Here is a 17,493-nt window from a genome sequence, read left to right as displayed (position 1 = left end):
TATTTTCTTACATTAATCTGCTGATTTGTCTTTCACTTCGTGGCAAACTTTAGCCATTCAAATTTTCCCTTTTAATCCACAGGCAGGAGAATCCCTTCTTGGAAAAGATCTTCGTTGATGAAGCCGTCGCAGAACTTCATACCATTCAAGACATTTTACGTTGGACCATGAGCCGCTTTAATGCTGCCAATATCTATTATGGTCACGGCACCGATAACCCATGGGATGAAGCTTTACAGTTAGTTTTGCCAAGCCTGTATTTACCGCTGGATTTACCGGATGAGCTACTAACTTCGCGCCTGACTCCAACGGAGCGTCACCGCATTATTGAGCGCGTATTACGCCGTATCAATGACCGCATTCCAGTTGCCTATCTGACCAACAGTTCGTGGTTCTGTGGACATGAATTCTATGTGGATGAGCGCGTGTTGATCCCACGCTCGCCAATTGGTGAGCTGATTAACAACCATTTTGTGGGCTTGCTGTCTGATGAACCACAAACTATCCTTGACCTGTGTACGGGAAGTGGCTGCATTGCGATTGCCTGCGCCCATGAATTCCCTGAAGCGGAAGTCGATGCAGTTGATATCTCTACGGATGTCTTGGCTGTGGCTGAGCAAAACATTGCGAATCACGGTTTAGAGCACCGCGTGATCCCAATTCGTTCTGACCTATTCCGTGATATGCCGGACGTTAAATATGACCTGATCGTTACCAATCCACCGTATGTGGATGCAGAAGATATGGACGATTTGCCGCAAGAGTTCCGTGTCGAGCCTGAGCTGGCGTTGGCAGCCGGTAGCGATGGTCTGAAACTGGTTCGCCGCATTCTCGCTAATGCTCCACGCTTCTTAACCGAAGAGGGGATTTTAGTGTGCGAAGTGGGTAACAGTATGGTGCATCTGATTGAGCAATATCCAGATATTCCATTTATCTGGTTAGATTTCGAATTTGGTGGTGATGGTGTGTTTATGTTAACCCGCGAACAGTTGGTTGAACATCACGAGCACTTTGCTCTTTATATTGATTAATATATTAATTAATAAAGAGTTGCGTTACTCGGCATAATCAAATAAAACATAATAATTACGCATAACATCATATTTCTTAACAAGTATAAGAATCGCAAGCAAATAGGAAACAGGGAATGGCTGGAAATTCAATTGGGCAACTGTTTCGTGTGACCACCTTTGGAGAGTCACACGGGCTAGCATTAGGCTGCATCGTTGACGGTGTTCCGCCGGGACTCGCACTGACAGAAGCAGATTTACAAATCGACTTAGATCGCCGTCGTCCGGGCACATCGCGCTATACTACGGCGCGCCGTGAACCCGACCAAGTAAAAATTCTATCGGGAGTTTTCAACGGCGTGACGACAGGCACCAGTATCGGTCTATTAATTGAAAATACCGATCAGCGTTCCCAAGACTATGGTGCGATTAAAGACGTGTTCCGTCCAGGGCACGCCGATTACACGTATGAACAGAAATATGGCCTGCGCGATTATCGCGGTGGCGGGCGTTCATCCGCCCGTGAAACAGCGATGCGTGTTGCTGCGGGTGCGATTGCCAAGAAATACCTGCAAGAGAAATTCGGGATTCAAATTCGCGCATGTTTGACCCAAATGGGCAGCGTAGAGTGTGAAATTAAAGATTGGTCGATTGTCGAAGAAAACCCATTCTTCTGCCCTGATCCGAGCAAATTGGATGCCCTTGATGAGCTGCTACGTGGCTTGAAAAAAGAGGGTGATTCGATCGGTGCGAAAGTCACCGTTGTCGCTGAAAATGTCCCAGCAGGTTTAGGTGAGCCAGTCTTTGACCGCCTAGATGCGGATATCGCCCATGCACTGATGAGCATTAATGCGGTAAAAGGCGTAGAAATTGGCGATGGTTTTGGTGTCGTAAGTTTAAAAGGCAGTGAAAACCGTGATGAAATCACTCGCCACGGTTTTACGTCTAACCACGCCGGTGGAATTTTAGGGGGCATTAGCAGCAGCCAGCCAATTATTGCCCATATCGCCATGAAACCGACTTCCAGTATTACGGTGTCAGGGAAAACCTTGAATCGTGATGGTGAAGAAGTTGAGATGATCACCAAAGGTCGCCATGACCCTTGTGTGGGCATTCGCGCGGTGCCTATCGCGGAAGCGATGATGGCAATTGTGCTGATGGATCACTTCTTGCGTCACCGTGGGCAGTGTGCGGATGTTGTACCCGCCGTGGCACCATTCGAATAAGGCATTGACGTTTTTCAGTGGATATTCTTGCTTGGCAAGGGTATCCACTTTGATTTAAAGGTTAGGATGAAACCTCGATTATAATCCATCCGGGCTGTGATATTGTTTAGCTTTCAATAAGATAATCAATAGATAACAAATCTGCATCGTGATAGTTCACTTATCTGGAATGTAAAATGGATTGGCTTACCGCCGTTGCGCCTGAAGTCTACGCTCTGCTGTTTTTTGTCGCTTTACTTGCCGGTTTTATTGACTCTATCGCAGGGGGCGGTGGTTTACTGACTATTCCTGCGCTGCTTTCTGTGGGGATCACCCCCGTGGAAACCTTGGCGACCAATAAATTACAAGCTATCGGCGGTTCATTCTCCGCCACACTCTATTTTGCAAGGCGCAAAGCCATTAATTTGCGAGAGCAAATTTTCCCTGTGATCATGACCATAATAGGGGCAATGCTCGGGGCGATTTTAATCCAATCCATTGATACTGCTTTTTTAAAGCAGTTGCTGCCAGTGATGGTCATCTGCGTCGGGCTCTATTTCTTACTCACGCCATCTTTGGGTGTGCAAGATAGGCCTCAGCGCGTCAGTATGCCAATTTTTGGGGTTGCTGCGGGGATGAGTATCGGCTTTTACGATGGGGCATTTGGGCCTGGAACTGGCTCGTTTTTAGCGCTCGCTTATGTCCTGTTATTAGGGTATAACCTCGCCAAAGCCACCGCACATGCAAAATTGTTAAATTTCGCCTCCAATTTTGGATCTTTGATCTTTTTTATTATCGGAGGTCATGTTCTTTGGGTACTCGGTTTTGTTATGCTTGTCGGCCAAATGGTTGGAGCGAGACTTGGCGCTCGCTTAGTGTTAACCAAAGGACAAAAACTTATCAGGCCGATGATCGTCGTGATTTCACTCTTAATGAGTATTAAGCTGTTAAATGACAGCCACGGTGACGATATTAAAGCTTGGTTTCTCACATTATTTTAAGATGATTTAAGCGTTCCATGACCCAACATCATTATCAGCAACTTATTGATATTTTCGAACAGTGTTTCGGTGAAGAGTACAATACCAAATTGGTAAAAGGGGACGACGAGCCTATCTACTTACCTGCCGATGACACCACGCCATACAGCCAAATTGTGTTTGCACACGGCTTTTTTACCAGTGCACTCCATGAAATTTCTCACTGGTGCATTGCTGGGGAAAAACGTCGCCAGCAAGTGGATTACGGTTATTGGTACTGCCCAGATGGTCGTGATGAGAAAACCCAGTGTGACTTTGAAGTGGTTGAAATTAAACCACAAGCGCTAGATTGGTTTTTCTGTGTGGCAACGGGCATCCCGTTTAATGTGAGTTGCGACAATTTAGAAGGGGATTTCGAACCCGACCGTATCGCTTTTATGCGCAAAGTGCATGCCCAAGTGATGGAGTACCTCGAAAAAGGTATCCCAGAGAGACCGCTGCGCTTTATTAATGCGTTACAATCGTTTTACAATACACCTCCACTTTGCGCGGAACTGTTCCCTTATCCGGAAGATATTTTCGCCTAATAGAATAATCTCTCACTACAGTAAGGATTAAGCATGCTTGCGGATTTTGAAACACGCATACTGACAAGAATTGATGATATGGTTGAACACGCCAGCGATGATGAGCTGTTTGCTGGTGGCTATCTGCGTGGTCACTTAACCCTTGCTGTGGCAGAACTGGAAGAAGAGAACGAAACCAGTGCTGATGCACTGTATCAGCGCGTTGAGCTGAGTATCCAAAATGCTATTAAAGCCGGCGAACTGACCCCACCAGATCAAATTTTGGTGCTGGGTATGTGGAAAACACTGTTAGATACCGTGCGTTAGTTTTACGGATTGTATTGATTATATGTCTTCCATTAATGATATGTATTCCATTCGATTAGCAACCCAAGAAGATGCCCAATTCTTACCTGAGGTAGAAGCGTCAGCGGGGCAGACTTTTGCCGGACATCCTAAGTTTGATTGGATTGCCCAAGGTGAGGTTCAACCGCTAGAAAACCACGTTGAGTGTATTGCGAATGGCTTAGAGTGGCTCGCGGTGGATCATCATGACCAGCCTGTTGGCTTTATTATGGCGGAGCATTTGAGCGATAGCCTGCATATTGTGGAGCTTTCAGTTCAGCAGTCAGCGCAGGGGCAGGGCTTAGGTAAGCAGCTTATTCAGCAGGTTATCGAGTTTGCTCAGTCGCAACAGATTGGTCAGGTTACACTGACTACGTTTCGTGATATTCCGTGGAATGCACCGTATTATCAGCGCCTTGGTTTTTCGATAATGGAAGAGACGCAATTGACGAGCGAATTACAAGATATCTTGCAACACGAAGTGGATGCAGGGTTTCAAAAAATTGATCGCTGCGCCATGCTATTGAACGTGAATTAAGTTCAATATTGATTCGTACTGAGGGCTTCCAAATGGAAGCCCTTTTTCGTTTATGCTTCTTTTGTTTACGCCTCTTTCGTGGTGATTGGTCGTCCCGCCAGCAGTTTTCTTACCCAAAAACGATTTGGATGTAATGCGGCAAGTACGTCATCGTCGGCAGGCATGGGTTCATCAAAAATTTGTGCCGCGAGGATTTCTGCGCACAGTGGGGCAGTGGAAAGTCCTCGTGCGCCTAATGCGCCAAATACAAATAGATTTGGATACGCTGGCGATGGCGAGAGGGATTTTTCGCGATGCAGTTGGTCAGGTAAATCCGCATATTGCTGCATCAGGGCATCAAAGTCAGGGGCATTACCAAGTAGCGGTATATGGTCACGGATCACGCAGCGGATCCCTTGGCGAGATTGTTGGTCAGAGATATCCACCTGCGCTGTCCAATCCACATCCGGTAAGCTGGTGAGCAACTTTTGCAGATTTTCTTGCTGCTCTTCCTCGGAGTATTCAAGACTCAAATTATCGCGTTGATAACTTGCCCCCAAGCAGTGGTGCTGGTTTGTGGCATCTTCTGGCGTCATATAACCTTCGAAGCACAGCACGGTTTTTAATTGCTGTAATGTGGGATTAGTCGGAATATGGCTCACTTGCCCGCGCACAGGCGTGATAGGCAAGTTTTTCGTTTGCTCAAACTGATTCAGTAAGTGCCCATTGGCAATCACCACGGTTTGATGATGGGCTTTTTTCTGGTTATCTAATGTCAGCTCCCAACCTTCCGCTGAGCGCTGTAAGTCGGTGACTGACAGACCAAAGTGGAAATTAACGCCTTCTTCAGCGAGTTTTTGCGCTAAGCTTTCACATAATTGTGCAGGGCATAGCCAGCCGCCAGTGGGGTAATAAATACCTCGATGATTGACATCCACACCACTAATTTCACTGAGTTGTTGCCTATCTTTGCCAACAGCAAACTCTTCCGGCCATTCAGTTTGCAACATGTTGTCGATTTTTTTGATGGATTTAGGGTTATACGCCATTTGGCTTACCCCACACCATTGCCCATTAAATTCGATACCTTGCGTGCTCAGTTGCTGATAAAAGCGAGTGGCGAACGGGAAGCCACTGACAAAAAAGCGCTCTAGGGCATTATCGTTCCCTGTTAATAGGGGGTAGACCGCGCCTTGGCGGTTTCCAGACGCATTTTGGGCGACTTGCTGGTCTTGACAGTAAATAGTGACATTCGCACCGCGTTTTCTGAGTGAACGGGCTAAGGTGAGGCTGGCAATACCCCCGCCAATAATTGCGATATCATCGGTATGAGATGCGGGTTGACGCGCAAACCAAGGTGCCATCGGGCGAGTCAGATTATTTTCTAGTACCCCCGTTAGCATTTGACGCTTCTGACCAAATCCTTTGGTCTTCATGATAGTAAAGCCCGCTTGCTGTAATCCGCGTTTGACAAATCCGGCTACCGTAAAGGTGGCAAATGTTCCCCCTTGACGAGCAAATTTTGCCATTGCAGCGAACAACTGTTCGCTCCACATCTGCGGATTTTTGGAAGGAGCAAAACCATCTAAAAACCACGCATCTATCTTATTGTTTAAATTGTCATTAAGTATGGATATTTGCGTATTTACATCGCCAATCCATAAATCGAGGGTGATTGTACCATTTTCTAAAATAATTCGATGGTTGCCGGGTAGAGCGGGGGGCCACTGTTCACATAATTGCCCCGAGAGCTCGGCTAACTCAGGCCAACAACGGTGTGCGGCGATTAAATCAGCTTTTGATAAAGGGTATTTTTCAAAGCTAATAAAATGTAATCGTTGTAATTTTGCATTGGGGTTTTCGGCTTTGAATTGGTTGAAGGTCTGCCATAAAGCGAGAAAATTCAATCCAGTACCAAATCCTGTCTCGGCAATCACACAAGTTTCATCTTGGTGTGTTAGAAATCGCTGTGGAAAATGGTTTCCCTGCAAAAACACATGGCGACTCTCTTCTAACCCATTCTGGTTAGAAAAATAGATGTCTTCAAACTGTTCTGAAATCGGTGTGCCTTCCTCATTCCAACTGAGGTGAGCGGTTTGTACAGCTGTCTTTTTCACGTTTAAGCCCGTTATTGCAAAATCATATTCAAATTCTAACGCTGATATCAGTGTAAGGCTACCGTCACATAAAAGCCTTATTTGTGTCATGATAAAAAAAATACAAATATTTACCCTGATCGGACTTGTTCAGCGTACAAGTGTAAGCTAAAGTGACACCTGTAATCCCGTAATCATATAATTATAGACATGAGGTAACGAATGAAGCGTGCAGTCATAACTGGCCTAGGTATTGTTTCCAGCATTGGTAATAACCAGGAAGAAGTACTGGCTTCTCTGAAGGAAGGTCGTTCCGGGATCACTTTCTCAGAAGAATTTAAAGAGGCAGGGCTGCGTAGCCATGTCTGGGGTGATGTAAAGCTGGATACTGAAGGCCTGATTGACCGTAAAGTCCGCCGTTTCATGAGTGATTGCTCTGTCTATGCTTACCTGTCAATGGAACAGGCGATTAAAGATTCAGGTTTAGCGGAAGACCAAGTGTCTAACCTGCGTACGGGTGTTGTTGTTGGCTCTGGTGGTGGTTCCCCACGTAACCAAGTAGCGGGTTCTGACGGTATGCGTGCGAAAGGTCTGCGTGGTGTGGGTCCATACATGGTGACTCGTGCAATGGCTTCCGGTATTTCTGCTTGCTTAGCAACCCCGTTCAAAATCAAAGGCGTTAACTACTCCATCAGCTCTGCATGTTCAACTTCTGCACACTGTATCGGTCACGCAGTTGAACTGATCCAATTGGGCAAACAAGATGTTGTGTTTGCTGGTGGCGGTGAAGAACTGAGCTGGGAAATGACCTGTGAGTTCGATGCAATGGGCGCGTTGTCAACTAAGTACAACGAAACCCCATCAAAAGCATCAAGAACCTATGACCAAGACCGTGATGGTTTCGTTATCGCGGGCGGCGGCGGTATCGTCGTGGTTGAAGAGTTAGAGCACGCATTAGCACGTGGCGCACACATTTACGCAGAAGTCGTTGGCTACGGCGCAACGTCTGACGGTGCTGATATGGTGGCTCCATCGGGCGAAGGCGCAGTGCGTTGTATGCAAATGGCAATGCAGGGTGTTGATAAAATTGATTACATCAACACACACGGCACTTCAACGCCAGTCGGTGATACTAAAGAGTTAGAAGCTATCCAAGAAGTGTTTGGTCATGATTGCCCTGCACTTTCTGCAACCAAAGCGATGACGGGTCACTCTTTAGGTGCAGCAGGCGTTCAAGAAGCGATTTATAGCTTGTTGATGTTAGAGCATGGCTTTATCGCACCAAGCATCAACGTTGAGAATTTAGATGAGAAAGCGAAAGGCTTGAACATCATCACCCAACCAACTGAGCAAGCACTGAACACAGTGATGTCTAACAGCTTCGGTTTCGGTGGTACCAACGCAACGTTAGTGATGAGCAAATACAAAGCGTAAGTCTTATTCACAGATGTACCGAATAGAAAGCGAGGGCTAAGGCTCTCGCTTTTTTATGGCTTAATGATTGTCGCCGCCATAATCATCATTTTATTAAATTATCGTCATGAGAATAGTGCCATGATATTTGCTCCATTAATGTATCAATAAGGAGCTAATATGGATTTCACACGGTGTAAGATTTGGAAAAATGATTTGAAAATTTTGGGTAATGCATTGCTTAAAAGTATTAAGGGGCTGTTCCCTGCCAAAATTAAGCGTGCATTTAATACTAAAATCATGTATCCACTTTTTGGAAAGCAAGAAGAAAAATCGGTGTATCCGCGCCACGGCTAAAATATGCTTATATTGGCAAAACGCAATAATAAAAACGTTGTTTTGCTGAGTTACTGAAGTATCCCTTTTATTAATCAAAAAGTTTGCCCCGAAATCTTTATGGGGCAAATTTTATTGACCACACAAACTGCTCAGCCCCCTGAATATTGATGTTCTCACGACGATTATCAGAGTTATCCGCAAGTATCTTACCTCTAAGCTGCGTATAAATGCGTTAGACAAAATTTAATTAAAAAGAAAGGTAGATAAGATGGCGTATTGGACGGCGAAGAGTGTTCCTGAATTAGCGGGATTAGAGAGAAAAGAGCAAGGGCGCTTGTTTCGTCAATGCCTAAAAGAAGGTAAAAAACGCATGGGCGCGAAATATTGGAAGCTCACCGGACTGGCGGTTTTACTTTCCGCCGTATTAGCCTTTATGTTGTTTTTCTTTGGTTTCTTTTCTGGTGGCTTTCTAGGTGGAGCGCTGTTAGGCGGTATGATCGGCGCATTGTTTGTCTTTATTGTACAAACACCAACCATTGATGTGGGCCGTGAATGGCTACGCGAGCAGGGCTATCCGAAATTAGAAAATCAGTGAGCTAGTAAACAAAAAAAGCCCCATTTTCATGGGGCTAAGTCTGACAGTCATAACGTACAGTAGGAATTAGGCTTGCGCGGTTTGCTGGCGGCGTTTGCGAATAAGCTTCACAATCGGTGGTAACACCAGCACCAGCACCGCTAGAATTAATAAGCTCTTAGAAATAGTACTGCTCCACAGAATATTGAAATCCCCATTACTGATAGACAACGAGCGGCGCAGGTTTTGCTCTAGCATCTCACCCAAAACAAACCCGAGGATCAGCGGAGATAGTGGGAAATTCATCTTCCGCAAGATATAGCCGAATACCCCAAGCCCCATCATCAGTAATAAGTCAAAAGTGGTGCTATGTACCGCGTAAACCCCCACCGCAGAGACACAAGCAATCGCAGGGACTAAGAACCACAATGGCACGGTGAGCATTCGCGTGAATAAGCCGATCAGCGGAATATTCATCACTAACAACACAACGTTAGCGATAAGCAGTGCGGCAATTAATCCCCAAACGATGTGTGGTTGTTCAGTAAACATTCCCGGACCTGGAGTGATGTTATACAGGGTCAGTGCCCCCATCATAACCGCTGTCGTACCCGAACCCGGAACACCGAGAGTTAACATCGGAATAAATGACCCACAGGCAGAGGCGTTATTAGCGGCCTCAGGTGCCGCGACACCGCGAACATCCCCTTCACCAAATGTCCCTTTATCACCCGCAATTTTTTTCTCTGTCATATAGGTGATGGCGCTGGCGATAGTTGCCCCCGCACCCGGTAAAATACCGACAAAGAAGCCAATAAATGAGGAGCGTAATGTTGGACCCGCACAGGCTTTAGCTTCTTTCTTGCTAAATAACATTCGACCCGTTTTGCGGATCAATCCTTGTCCGGTCGCGGTGCCTTCTAGCATCAGTAATATTTCACTGACAGAGAACAGTCCAATAACCACGACGATAAACTGGACGCCATCGGATAAGTTAACGCTGTCAAAGGTAAAGCGGTATTCCCCAGAGTTGGCATCGACACCGACGGTCGCAAGCGCCAAACCAATCAATGCTGCAAGCAGCGATTTGACAGGATTTTGGCTCATCATACTACCTAAACATGCGATAGCAAAAACCATCAACGCGAAATATTCAGCAGGCCCGAAGGCGAGCGACCATTGTGCCAGAAGTGGTGCAAATAAAATGATCCCAACAATCGCAATGGTGGAACCGATAAAGGAACTGACGGCAGAAATCGAGAGAGCGATACCGCCTTGGCCTTGCTTCGCCATCGGGTAACCATCTAACGTGGTCATAATCGCCGCGGCATCACCGGGAACGTTCAATAGGATGGCAGAAATTCGCCCGCCATACTCGCAGCCTAGATAGACGGTAGCCAGTAAAATAAGCGCGGATTCAGCCGGTAGCTTGAGCGCAAACGCTAAGGGTAATAATATCGCTACGCCGTTGATAGGGCCTAAACCCGGTAACATGCCGACAATCGTGCCGATGAAACAGCCAATCAGCCCGATCATAATATTTTGCGGGATCAGCGCTACCTCAAAGCCTTGAGATAAATACATCCACGTTTCCATACTTTTCTCCTTAGCTAAAAAGTTCGCCGATGGGCAATGTCACATCGAGCAATTTGTCGAAGGCGTAAAACAGCGAAAGACCAAGAATCGGACCGGAAATCAGAGCGGCTATCGGGGTTGCACCGAATAACAGGGCAACGCTGATGGTCAGTAAGGTGGTCGCTAATGGGAAACCTAACCACTCAAACGCCCATGCATAAATAACTAATGCAATGATTAACAAGACTAAACGGCGCAAAACATACGGTTTGGGCCATTCAATTGCTTCTTGGCGACCCAATAGAAGTGCAAGGGCGCATAGGGTCATTAATGACAGTATGGCTATCGGGAAGGGGCGGGGGCCCAGTGGTTCATAAGTAAACTCACTTTGGATGCCCCAGCCGATATACAGCCCGATCCCACACAGTATTAGCCAGACTATGGCAAATATGCGTTGGCTCATGGTGACTCCGTTATTTCGCTAATCCGAAGGAACGCGCTTGCTCACGGTAATTCTCAACTTCTTTTTTCACGTAAGCGTCCAATTCTGGGCCCGATAGGTTGTATTCAAACAAGCCACGTAATTCACGTTGCTTTTTAAACTCGTCGGTTTGTTGTAATTTTTGGAAGGCTTCAACCCATTGGTTGTAATCCGCATCGGACACTTTTGGTCCCATATAGAATCCGCGAATAATTGGCCAAACAATGTCGTAGCCTTGCTCTTTAGCGGTTGGAATATTGGCTAAGGCATCGGGTAAGCGTTTATCGGCGTACACCGCTAGGATACGGATTTTTCCGTCGCTGATATACGGGGTCATTTCACTAATATCGCCGGAGAGCACTTGGACGTGGTTGCCTAACAAAGCTGTCAGTGTTTCACCGCCGCCTTCGAAAGCCACATAGCGCATTTTACGTGGGTCTAAGTCGATAGCTTTGGCCAGTAACGCCGTTTTCATCCAATCTTGGCTACCGATGGATCCACCCGCACCAAAGACAATGCTGTTTGGATCTTTTTTGAAGGCGTCCATCAGTTCGCCTAAAGTTTTATAAGGGGAGTCGGCACGCACGGCAATCATGCCATAGTCGCTGCCAACACTTGCTAGCCAGCGCACATCATTTTCGTTGTAACGACCAAATTTACCTTGAGCAAGGTTGAGTAAGGAGCCACCAGAGAATGCAACGATGGTGCCCGGCTCCGCTGGGCGTTGAGCCACGATGGCGTTGTAAGCAACGGCACCAATTCCACCTGGCATATAAGTCACACGCATCGGTTTTTCGATCTCTTTGGTTTCCAGCATGGAGACTTGAACGAGTTTACACGTTAAATCAAAGCCACCGCCAGGTTTGGCAGGGGCAATACATTCTGTTCTTTCGGGTAACGCCATTGCTTGGTTAACGCCAACTAAAAAAATTGCTGCTGCTAATGCATTGATTGTGAACTTCTTCATGCTTCATTCCTCACTAGACAATAATTAAGTTACTTGGTTGTTGTTGGTTATGTCGTTGTCGATGAATAGCTTTGGACAATGTTGGTTCGCTATGCATCATTGTATTGAGAACCTTTCATTTACCTTTCATTAACAAATAAAATTATTTTTATGTGATATATATCAGATTGTTTTATATTTACCCTTTTTGATTATGTTAATTTTATGTTAATTTTTGTTTGTGGTAGCAGGTTAACGAAGGATAGTTGTGATAGCTTCGGTAAAAATCACGTTTAACACTTTTCATTCAATCGAGAGAGTGCCAACTTATACGCATAAATAATCATAATGAGTGGGCGACTAATGAGAATGTTATTGGTTGAAGATCATGACGAGTTGTCTTTGTGGTTACAGAAAGCCTTAACGGCATCGGGATTTGCTGTGGACATCGCCAGTGATGGTTACATCGCCGATCAGCTATTACAAACCGAAAATTATTCGTTGGTGGTCTTGGATGTTTCATTACCACGAATGAGTGGTTTAGATGTATTAGCCCAGATGCGCAAACGTCATCAAGAAACACCTGTTCTGCTATTAACGGCGAACTCAGATGTGGCCGACCGCGTGAAAGGGCTGAATGCAGGGGCGGATGATTACCTGACTAAACCCTTTGATATCGCTGAATTAGAGGCTCGAGTACGCGCGCTCTTACGCCGTAGTCAAGGGAATGTGAATAGCGACCAATGTTTTGGTGACCTCTGTTTTCATGATGACGGTTATTTTTCACTGAAGGCGGAACCGCTAGGTTTAACGCCGCGAGAATACGCGGTATTGAATACGCTTTTTCATCGCAGAGGGCGACCTGTTTCAAAAACACAATTATTTGAGCAGGTATTCTCGCTGTCGGATGAAGCCAATTTACAAAGTATTGAACTGTATGTGCATCGGGTTCGCAAAAAACTCACGGGTTCAGATATCAATATCAATACTTTACGCGGATTGGGATACCGATTAGAGCAGTGTAGTGTATGAAATTAGTCTCTCATCCACGCTCTCTCTTTCATCAGTTGCTGCTTTTTTTCGGTATCCCCCTCATTTTGTTGGGAAGTTTCTCCGTTTATACTCACTATTATAGTGCTAAAAACGCGGCAAACCTCGCTTATGACCGGACATTACTGGCGTCGGCGAGAACTGTGGCTGAACGCTTACAGGTGGTGGATGAACATCTTTCTGTGAACGTTCCTTATGTGGTGCTCGATAGCTTTGAGCTGAATAATAATGACCGTCTGTTTTACCAAGTCATTGCCCCTCACGGGGAAACCATTTCTGGTTATGATGACCTACCACCAATCCCTCCTTATTGGATGCGCTCTCAACATTACACTGCTTTAGTCTACTTTTATGATGCGGAATACATGGGGCTGCCCATTCGTGTGGCGACCTTTTTCCAGCCGATTAACGAAGGTGGTATCCAGGGCATGGTGGAGATCCGCGTCGCAGAAACGGTGTATGCGCGGCAAGATTTCGCAAATCAATTGCTGATCTCTGCGCTGATGAGCCAAGGTACCGTCGTGGTTGTGACGCTGATATTGGCGTATTTACTGTTGCGTAAGCTATTAACACCACTGAAAAAACTCTCTAATTTAATGCTCGGTCGCGCGGCGAATGATCTCACACCAATCCCGAATGTGTTGCCATGGTCGGAACTTTCGCCGCTTGTAGATGCCTTGAACCGCTATGTGGAGCGGTTAAAACGGATGTTAAAGCGTCAAGAACGTTTCAGTGCGGATGCTTCCCATCAACTAAAAACCCCGCTAGCGGTATTAAAAACGCAAGTTTCAGTGGCACTTAATAGCGATGATGAGCAACAGAAACAACAAAGTTTGCAGGCGATTAATAAAACCTTGGATAACACTATCGTATTAACTGACCGCTTATTGCAGCTTGCGCGTTTAAAAGAGCACGAAAAAGAGGCGATCAGGCTTTATCGTGCGGTCAATTTGGTGGAAATTGTTCAGCAAGTCTGTTTTACCCGTTTGGGACAATCCGAAAGTAAACAGATTGATTTAGGCTATGAAGGATTAGATCATTGCTGGGTCAAAGGGGATGCTATTTTGCTGGCGGAAATGTGTGCGAACCTGATTGATAATGCGATTAAATATACCCCTGAACAGGGGATTGTTACGGTGCGAATCGTGGCAGATGAAAGTCGCAATTCCATGATTAAACTGGAAGTTGAAGACTCAGGGCCGGGTATCGAAAACAAATATATTCACCGTTCATTAAAAGCCTTTAGGCGCTTGAATAATGCCAAAGGACTGGAAGGGTCAGGGCTGGGCTTGGCTCTTGTAAAAGATATCGCCAGCTACCACGGCTCAGAATTGCAGCTGTTAAAGAGTGAACATCTCGGTGGATTGTTGGTACGGATCACGTTGAAAGCGAGCCGGGCACCGAAGAGAACATAGTGGGTATCCACATCATGTTTAGCTAATTAAATATTCAAACAGACAATTGGGTAAAATCAAAATATCGAATAGATTGAATTTTATCCATTTGCACCTAAAATGAAGCATTATAGACTTTATGACCTATTTTAGGTGCAGTATGAAGCGTTCACAATAGACATTACTTTCTCATGAACAATCTCTTCAGCTCTCTACATTAGGTAATTCCTTGGCGCAAAGCCGAATTGCCCGCAGAATGACGCAGGCAGAAGTTGCCGTCAGAGCAAATCTGAGCCGTAATACCGTGAGTCGAATTGAAAATGGTGATCCGGGCATCGCCATTGGTCAGATTTTGCGTTATCTAGACATTGTTCGTGCAGGAGCAACACTCGCCGATGCATTGAATAAAAAAGATAATGCAGTAAGCGCATTGGAAGCAATGAATCAACCTCGAAGAGCGAGTCCATTAAGTGACAAGGAACTTGAAGAGTATGATTTCTAATAAAAACCTAATGGTACATGCATTCTTACCCTCTACTATCGAATCCGTTCCTGCGGGAAAACTACACATACAAGAAGAAGGCTCAGAGCTATTAAGCTCAAGCTTTGTTTATGGTTTGAAATATTTGCAACGTAACGGTGCAATAGAAATTGACCCTATTGGGCTTGGGATGCTTTAAGGACAATTAGTGGCGGGGCAAAAATTATTTGCTCATGAGTCAACATTATTTGGTGGGATCCGAGATGCAGCACCTGATGCATGGGGGCGGAGAGTTATTGAAGCTAAAAAACGCGCACCAGCAAACTCTCTACCGGAATCAGTTTATCTTCTTGAAGCTGGCAGTAATAGAACAGGAGCGCTGGATATTACTCTTGAAGGTAGTTCAGCAAGAGAGCTTAGAACGTCACCAGATATTAAGTCATTGGGATATCTTTTTGATGCAGCTGAACGTATTGAAAATGGTGCACCTTTACCCGCTAATTTGTATGGGATATTTGATGCAGGCTCGAGTATGGGAGGGATGCGCCCAAAAGCGACGGTTATCGTGGAAGATGGAACACATTGGCTTGCAAAATTTGCTTCTAATACCGATCGTGGTTTTTGTTATCCAGCTATCGAGCATGCCACATTAAGATTAGCTCATTCTGCCGGATTAAATGTACCTGAGACGCGTCTTGAAGAAGTTGGTTCAGGTAATTTTGCTATGCTGATTAAGCGTTTTGATCGTGTTGGTGCGGGACACACGACAGGAAGAAGGCATTTTATATCAGGGCTCACTTTAATGAATATTCATGAAATGTCATCCATTGAAAGTAGTTATGCAGCGTTAGCCGATGCAATGCGACACTATTTAGATGCGAACCATCTTAGAGAGGATCTAAAAGAACTCTATCGAAGAATGATATTCAATATTTTCGTTAATAATGATGACGACCACTTACGAAATCACGGCTTTGTCTTGACTGAATACCCGGAGCAAATTCCAACGGTAGAAAGAAAAACACTTAATAATCCAGTTATCTTACAGTGGCGTCTTAGTCCATTATACGATGTGGTTCCTCGGCCTTCACATTCACAATATAGACGATTACATCTTGGTGTTGGTGAGTTTGGTAAGGAAGTGACATTGAATAATGCACTTTCTTGGTGTGAACGTTTTGGTTTAAACCGAAACCAAGCAATTGATGAAATTAATAAAATCTGGCTGGTTGTTAGAGAGTGGCGTAACTATTTTGAGGATTACGGTATCACTGGCGCCGATATAGATGCTGTTGAACTTGCCTTTTTGCATGCCCGCTATTTAGGGGGCAAAGAGCTAGGAATTACTTAATTTGCACCTAAAAACAGTCATTATCAAACTTATGCATTTTTTTAGGTGCAAATTGGTCTGTGTGATTAGCTAGAAAGACATGAAATAAACAAAGCCCCATAACCTTGAAGTAGATTATGGGGCTTTTAATCAATCGAGCTATTAGCTATTAATATGGCTTACTGGCAAGTATCTTCTTCTAACGCTTTTTTCTTGCGAGAAAATAGCTGAGTGAGCGGGGTGCGTAGCTGTTGGGCTAACATCACACCGAGTAACACGATACCGCCTCCAATTAAGTGGTAACTCTTTAGCTCTTCCCCAAGGGTGAATACCGCGATAATGGCAGTAAATACCGGGGCAAGGTTCATAAAGATAGAGGTGGTATTGGCGCCTAAACGCAGTACACCTTGGATCCACATTGCTGGAGCCAGAATCGATGCGGCAATCCCAGCGAATAAAACTAACCCGATATTATTGCTGTTAAGGCTTACATCATCAGCCATCAAGAAGTTTGGAATTAATAATAAAACCCCAAAGAATACCTGAACATACAGGGAGTCCCAGCTAGAAAGTTGAATCGACCAGCGCTTAGTTAATACCCCGTATAGGGCATAAGCGGCGGAAGCGATGATCATCAGCAATTCGCCTTGACCCAATCCATTATCCAGTAATGAGCTTGGGTTTCCTTGGCTGACTAACCAAGTTAATCCAAATAGAGACAGAACGGAACCAACAACAATCCCAACGGTTGGGATCACCCTCAGAACAAAAATACTAATCACCACAGTTAATAGCGGAATAAATGAGTTCATAACACCCATAAATGTCGCGCTTACCGTATGTGCGGCATAGTAAGCCAAACTTTGATACAGCATCATCCCCAAAGCACCTAAGATGGCCAGTTGCCACCAATGTTGCTTAACCACTTTGGCATGGCGCAGTACCGAGCGCAGAACAAATGGGGTCATGACTAAAAATGCCAGAGCCCAGCGATAAAACGAAATAGCAGCAGGGTCAATTGCCGTTGCAGCGGCTTTGTTGACGATGGCATTTATGGACCATAATAAAACCGCGGCCAGCGGAAACAGGAAATATTTCATTAACAACGTTCTCCCTAATCAGCCACAGGAGTATACATCTGTCCGAAATATTATATATACTGATATTCAGACAATCGATAACGCTTTTCAG

The 17,493-nt window shown here is 45.3% G+C and carries 19 protein-coding genes; 14 read left to right on the top strand and 5 right to left on the bottom strand.

All coding sequences use genetic code 11. The features are described 5' to 3' along the window. The first annotated feature begins 98 nt into the window (after nt 1-98). From prmB to GKR48_RS16970, 6 genes are all read left to right on the top strand, one after another. Nucleotides 99-1,031, top strand: coding sequence for a 50S ribosomal protein L3 N(5)-glutamine methyltransferase (prmB, locus tag GKR48_RS16995; protein ID WP_154628921.1), 933 nt, complete (start codon nt 99-101; stop codon nt 1,029-1,031). A 116-nt stretch (nt 1,032-1,147) separates the two neighbouring features. Continuing rightward, complete coding sequence (gene aroC, locus GKR48_RS16990) at nt 1,148-2,236, top strand: chorismate synthase (RefSeq protein WP_108478568.1); 1,089 nt, start codon at nt 1,148-1,150, stop codon at nt 2,234-2,236. Nucleotides 2,237-2,412: 176 nt separating this feature from the next. Next, complete coding sequence (locus tag GKR48_RS16985) at nt 2,413-3,216, top strand: TSUP family transporter (RefSeq protein ID WP_154628920.1); 804 nt, start codon at nt 2,413-2,415, stop codon at nt 3,214-3,216. Between the two features lie 17 nt (nt 3,217-3,233). Then, nucleotides 3,234-3,782 (top strand): elongation factor P hydroxylase, encoded by a 549-nt coding sequence (locus tag GKR48_RS16980; RefSeq protein WP_154602907.1) that lies wholly within the window; start codon nt 3,234-3,236, stop codon nt 3,780-3,782. A gap of 33 nt (nt 3,783-3,815) precedes the next feature. Then, nucleotides 3,816-4,088 carry a YfcL family protein gene (locus GKR48_RS16975; RefSeq protein ID WP_154628919.1) on the top strand — a complete coding sequence of 91 codons (273 nt, stop codon included), beginning with the start codon at nt 3,816-3,818 and terminating at the stop codon, nt 4,086-4,088. Nucleotides 4,089-4,110: 22 nt separating this feature from the next. Further along, nucleotides 4,111-4,644: a GNAT family N-acetyltransferase gene (locus GKR48_RS16970; RefSeq protein ID WP_154628918.1), complete on the top strand. Its 534-nt coding sequence runs from the start codon at nt 4,111-4,113 to the stop codon at nt 4,642-4,644. Nucleotides 4,645-4,709: 65 nt separating this feature from the next. On the opposite strand, the gene mnmC is transcribed toward GKR48_RS16970, so the two are convergent. Continuing rightward, nucleotides 4,710-6,740 (bottom strand): bifunctional tRNA (5-methylaminomethyl-2-thiouridine)(34)-methyltransferase MnmD/FAD-dependent 5-carboxymethylaminomethyl-2-thiouridine(34) oxidoreductase MnmC, encoded by a 2,031-nt coding sequence (mnmC, locus tag GKR48_RS16965; protein WP_336431198.1) that lies wholly within the window; start codon nt 6,738-6,740, stop codon nt 4,710-4,712. Nucleotides 6,741-6,941: 201 nt separating this feature from the next. On the opposite strand from mnmC, the gene fabB reads away from it, so the two are divergent. The 3 genes from fabB to GKR48_RS16950 all read left to right on the top strand — a co-directional run bounded on the left by fabB (nt 6,942) and on the right by GKR48_RS16950 (nt 9,066). Continuing rightward, nucleotides 6,942-8,153, top strand: coding sequence for a beta-ketoacyl-ACP synthase I (gene fabB, locus GKR48_RS16960; RefSeq protein ID WP_154602903.1), 1,212 nt, complete (start codon nt 6,942-6,944; stop codon nt 8,151-8,153). Nucleotides 8,154-8,312: 159 nt separating this feature from the next. Further along, nucleotides 8,313-8,489 (top strand): hypothetical protein, encoded by a 177-nt coding sequence (locus GKR48_RS16955; RefSeq protein WP_154628916.1) that lies wholly within the window; start codon nt 8,313-8,315, stop codon nt 8,487-8,489. Nucleotides 8,490-8,739: 250 nt separating this feature from the next. Then, a complete protein-coding gene (locus GKR48_RS16950; protein WP_154628915.1) occupies nt 8,740-9,066 on the top strand; it encodes a hypothetical protein in 327 nt (108 codons plus the stop codon). Between the two features lie 66 nt (nt 9,067-9,132). Here GKR48_RS16950 and GKR48_RS16945 read toward each other — a convergent pair whose 3' ends face one another. From GKR48_RS16945 to GKR48_RS16935, 3 genes are read right to left on the bottom strand one after another with little or no spacing between them, the layout of a single operon-like run. After that, nucleotides 9,133-10,641 carry a tripartite tricarboxylate transporter permease gene (locus GKR48_RS16945; RefSeq protein WP_154628914.1) on the bottom strand — a complete coding sequence of 503 codons (1,509 nt, stop codon included), beginning with the start codon at nt 10,639-10,641 and terminating at the stop codon, nt 9,133-9,135. A 10-nt stretch (nt 10,642-10,651) separates the two neighbouring features. Beyond that, nucleotides 10,652-11,083 carry a tripartite tricarboxylate transporter TctB family protein gene (locus GKR48_RS16940; RefSeq protein ID WP_154628913.1) on the bottom strand — a complete coding sequence of 144 codons (432 nt, stop codon included), beginning with the start codon at nt 11,081-11,083 and terminating at the stop codon, nt 10,652-10,654. Nucleotides 11,084-11,093: 10 nt separating this feature from the next. Continuing rightward, on the bottom strand, nt 11,094-12,068 hold the full coding sequence (locus GKR48_RS16935) for a Bug family tripartite tricarboxylate transporter substrate binding protein (protein ID WP_154628912.1): 975 nt from the start codon (nt 12,066-12,068) through the stop codon (nt 11,094-11,096). A 342-nt stretch (nt 12,069-12,410) separates the two neighbouring features. Between GKR48_RS16935 and tctD the strand changes: the two genes are divergently transcribed. The 5 genes from tctD to GKR48_RS16910 all read left to right on the top strand — a co-directional run bounded on the left by tctD (nt 12,411) and on the right by GKR48_RS16910 (nt 16,323). Next, nucleotides 12,411-13,079: a transcriptional regulator TctD gene (tctD, locus tag GKR48_RS16930; protein ID WP_154628911.1), complete on the top strand. Its 669-nt coding sequence runs from the start codon at nt 12,411-12,413 to the stop codon at nt 13,077-13,079. Further along, entirely contained in the window at nt 13,076-14,512 is a 1,437-nt protein-coding gene (locus GKR48_RS16925; protein ID WP_154628910.1) for a sensor histidine kinase, read from the top strand. The genes tctD and GKR48_RS16925 overlap by 4 nt, the downstream gene beginning before the upstream one ends. Nucleotides 14,513-14,720: 208 nt before the next feature. Further along, the gene (locus GKR48_RS16920; RefSeq protein ID WP_154628909.1) at nt 14,721-14,993 is read left to right on the top strand and encodes a helix-turn-helix domain-containing protein; all 273 of its coding nucleotides are present in this window, start codon (nt 14,721-14,723) and stop codon (nt 14,991-14,993) included. Further along, the gene (locus GKR48_RS16915; RefSeq protein WP_154628908.1) at nt 14,983-15,171 is read left to right on the top strand and encodes a hypothetical protein; all 189 of its coding nucleotides are present in this window, start codon (nt 14,983-14,985) and stop codon (nt 15,169-15,171) included. The genes GKR48_RS16920 and GKR48_RS16915 overlap by 11 nt, the downstream gene beginning before the upstream one ends. Nucleotides 15,172-15,180: 9 nt before the next feature. Beyond that, on the top strand, nt 15,181-16,323 hold the full coding sequence (locus tag GKR48_RS16910) for a HipA domain-containing protein (protein WP_154628907.1): 1,143 nt from the start codon (nt 15,181-15,183) through the stop codon (nt 16,321-16,323). A gap of 158 nt (nt 16,324-16,481) precedes the next feature. On the opposite strand, the gene GKR48_RS16905 is transcribed toward GKR48_RS16910, so the two are convergent. After that, nucleotides 16,482-17,402: a DMT family transporter gene (locus tag GKR48_RS16905; RefSeq protein ID WP_154628906.1), complete on the bottom strand. Its 921-nt coding sequence runs from the start codon at nt 17,400-17,402 to the stop codon at nt 16,482-16,484. Between the last annotated feature and the right edge of the window lie 91 nt (nt 17,403-17,493).

The sequence above is a fragment of the Providencia sp. wls1943 genome (assembly GCF_009706275.1).
GTDB classification, from domain to species: domain Bacteria; phylum Pseudomonadota; class Gammaproteobacteria; order Enterobacterales; family Enterobacteriaceae; genus Providencia; species Providencia zhijiangensis.
This window is presented reverse-complemented; position numbering and strand designations above follow the sequence as displayed.

Bases quoted from the DNA above. Each gene is read 5' to 3' on its own strand.
- GKR48_RS16915 (WP_154628908.1), top strand. From the start codon at position 14,983: ATGATTTCTAATAAAAACCTAATGGTACATGCATTCTTACCCTCTACT.
- GKR48_RS16945 (WP_154628914.1), bottom strand. From the start codon at position 10,641: ATGGAAACGTGGATGTATTTATCTCAAGGCTTTGAGGTAGCGCTGATC.
- aroC (WP_108478568.1), top strand. From the start codon at position 1,148: ATGGCTGGAAATTCAATTGGGCAACTGTTTCGTGTGACCACCTTTGGA.
- GKR48_RS16950 (WP_154628915.1), top strand. From the start codon at position 8,740: ATGGCGTATTGGACGGCGAAGAGTGTTCCTGAATTAGCGGGATTAGAG.
- GKR48_RS16980 (WP_154602907.1), top strand. From the start codon at position 3,234: ATGACCCAACATCATTATCAGCAACTTATTGATATTTTCGAACAGTGT.
- GKR48_RS16970 (WP_154628918.1), top strand. From the start codon at position 4,111: ATGTCTTCCATTAATGATATGTATTCCATTCGATTAGCAACCCAAGAA.
- tctD (WP_154628911.1), top strand. From the start codon at position 12,411: ATGAGAATGTTATTGGTTGAAGATCATGACGAGTTGTCTTTGTGGTTA.
- GKR48_RS16905 (WP_154628906.1), bottom strand. From the start codon at position 17,402: ATGAAATATTTCCTGTTTCCGCTGGCCGCGGTTTTATTATGGTCCATA.
- GKR48_RS16925 (WP_154628910.1), top strand. From the start codon at position 13,076: ATGAAATTAGTCTCTCATCCACGCTCTCTCTTTCATCAGTTGCTGCTT.
- GKR48_RS16955 (WP_154628916.1), top strand. From the start codon at position 8,313: ATGGATTTCACACGGTGTAAGATTTGGAAAAATGATTTGAAAATTTTG.
- GKR48_RS16940 (WP_154628913.1), bottom strand. From the start codon at position 11,083: ATGAGCCAACGCATATTTGCCATAGTCTGGCTAATACTGTGTGGGATC.
- GKR48_RS16975 (WP_154628919.1), top strand. From the start codon at position 3,816: ATGCTTGCGGATTTTGAAACACGCATACTGACAAGAATTGATGATATG.
- GKR48_RS16985 (WP_154628920.1), top strand. From the start codon at position 2,413: ATGGATTGGCTTACCGCCGTTGCGCCTGAAGTCTACGCTCTGCTGTTT.
- GKR48_RS16935 (WP_154628912.1), bottom strand. From the start codon at position 12,068: ATGAAGAAGTTCACAATCAATGCATTAGCAGCAGCAATTTTTTTAGTT.
- fabB (WP_154602903.1), top strand. From the start codon at position 6,942: ATGAAGCGTGCAGTCATAACTGGCCTAGGTATTGTTTCCAGCATTGGT.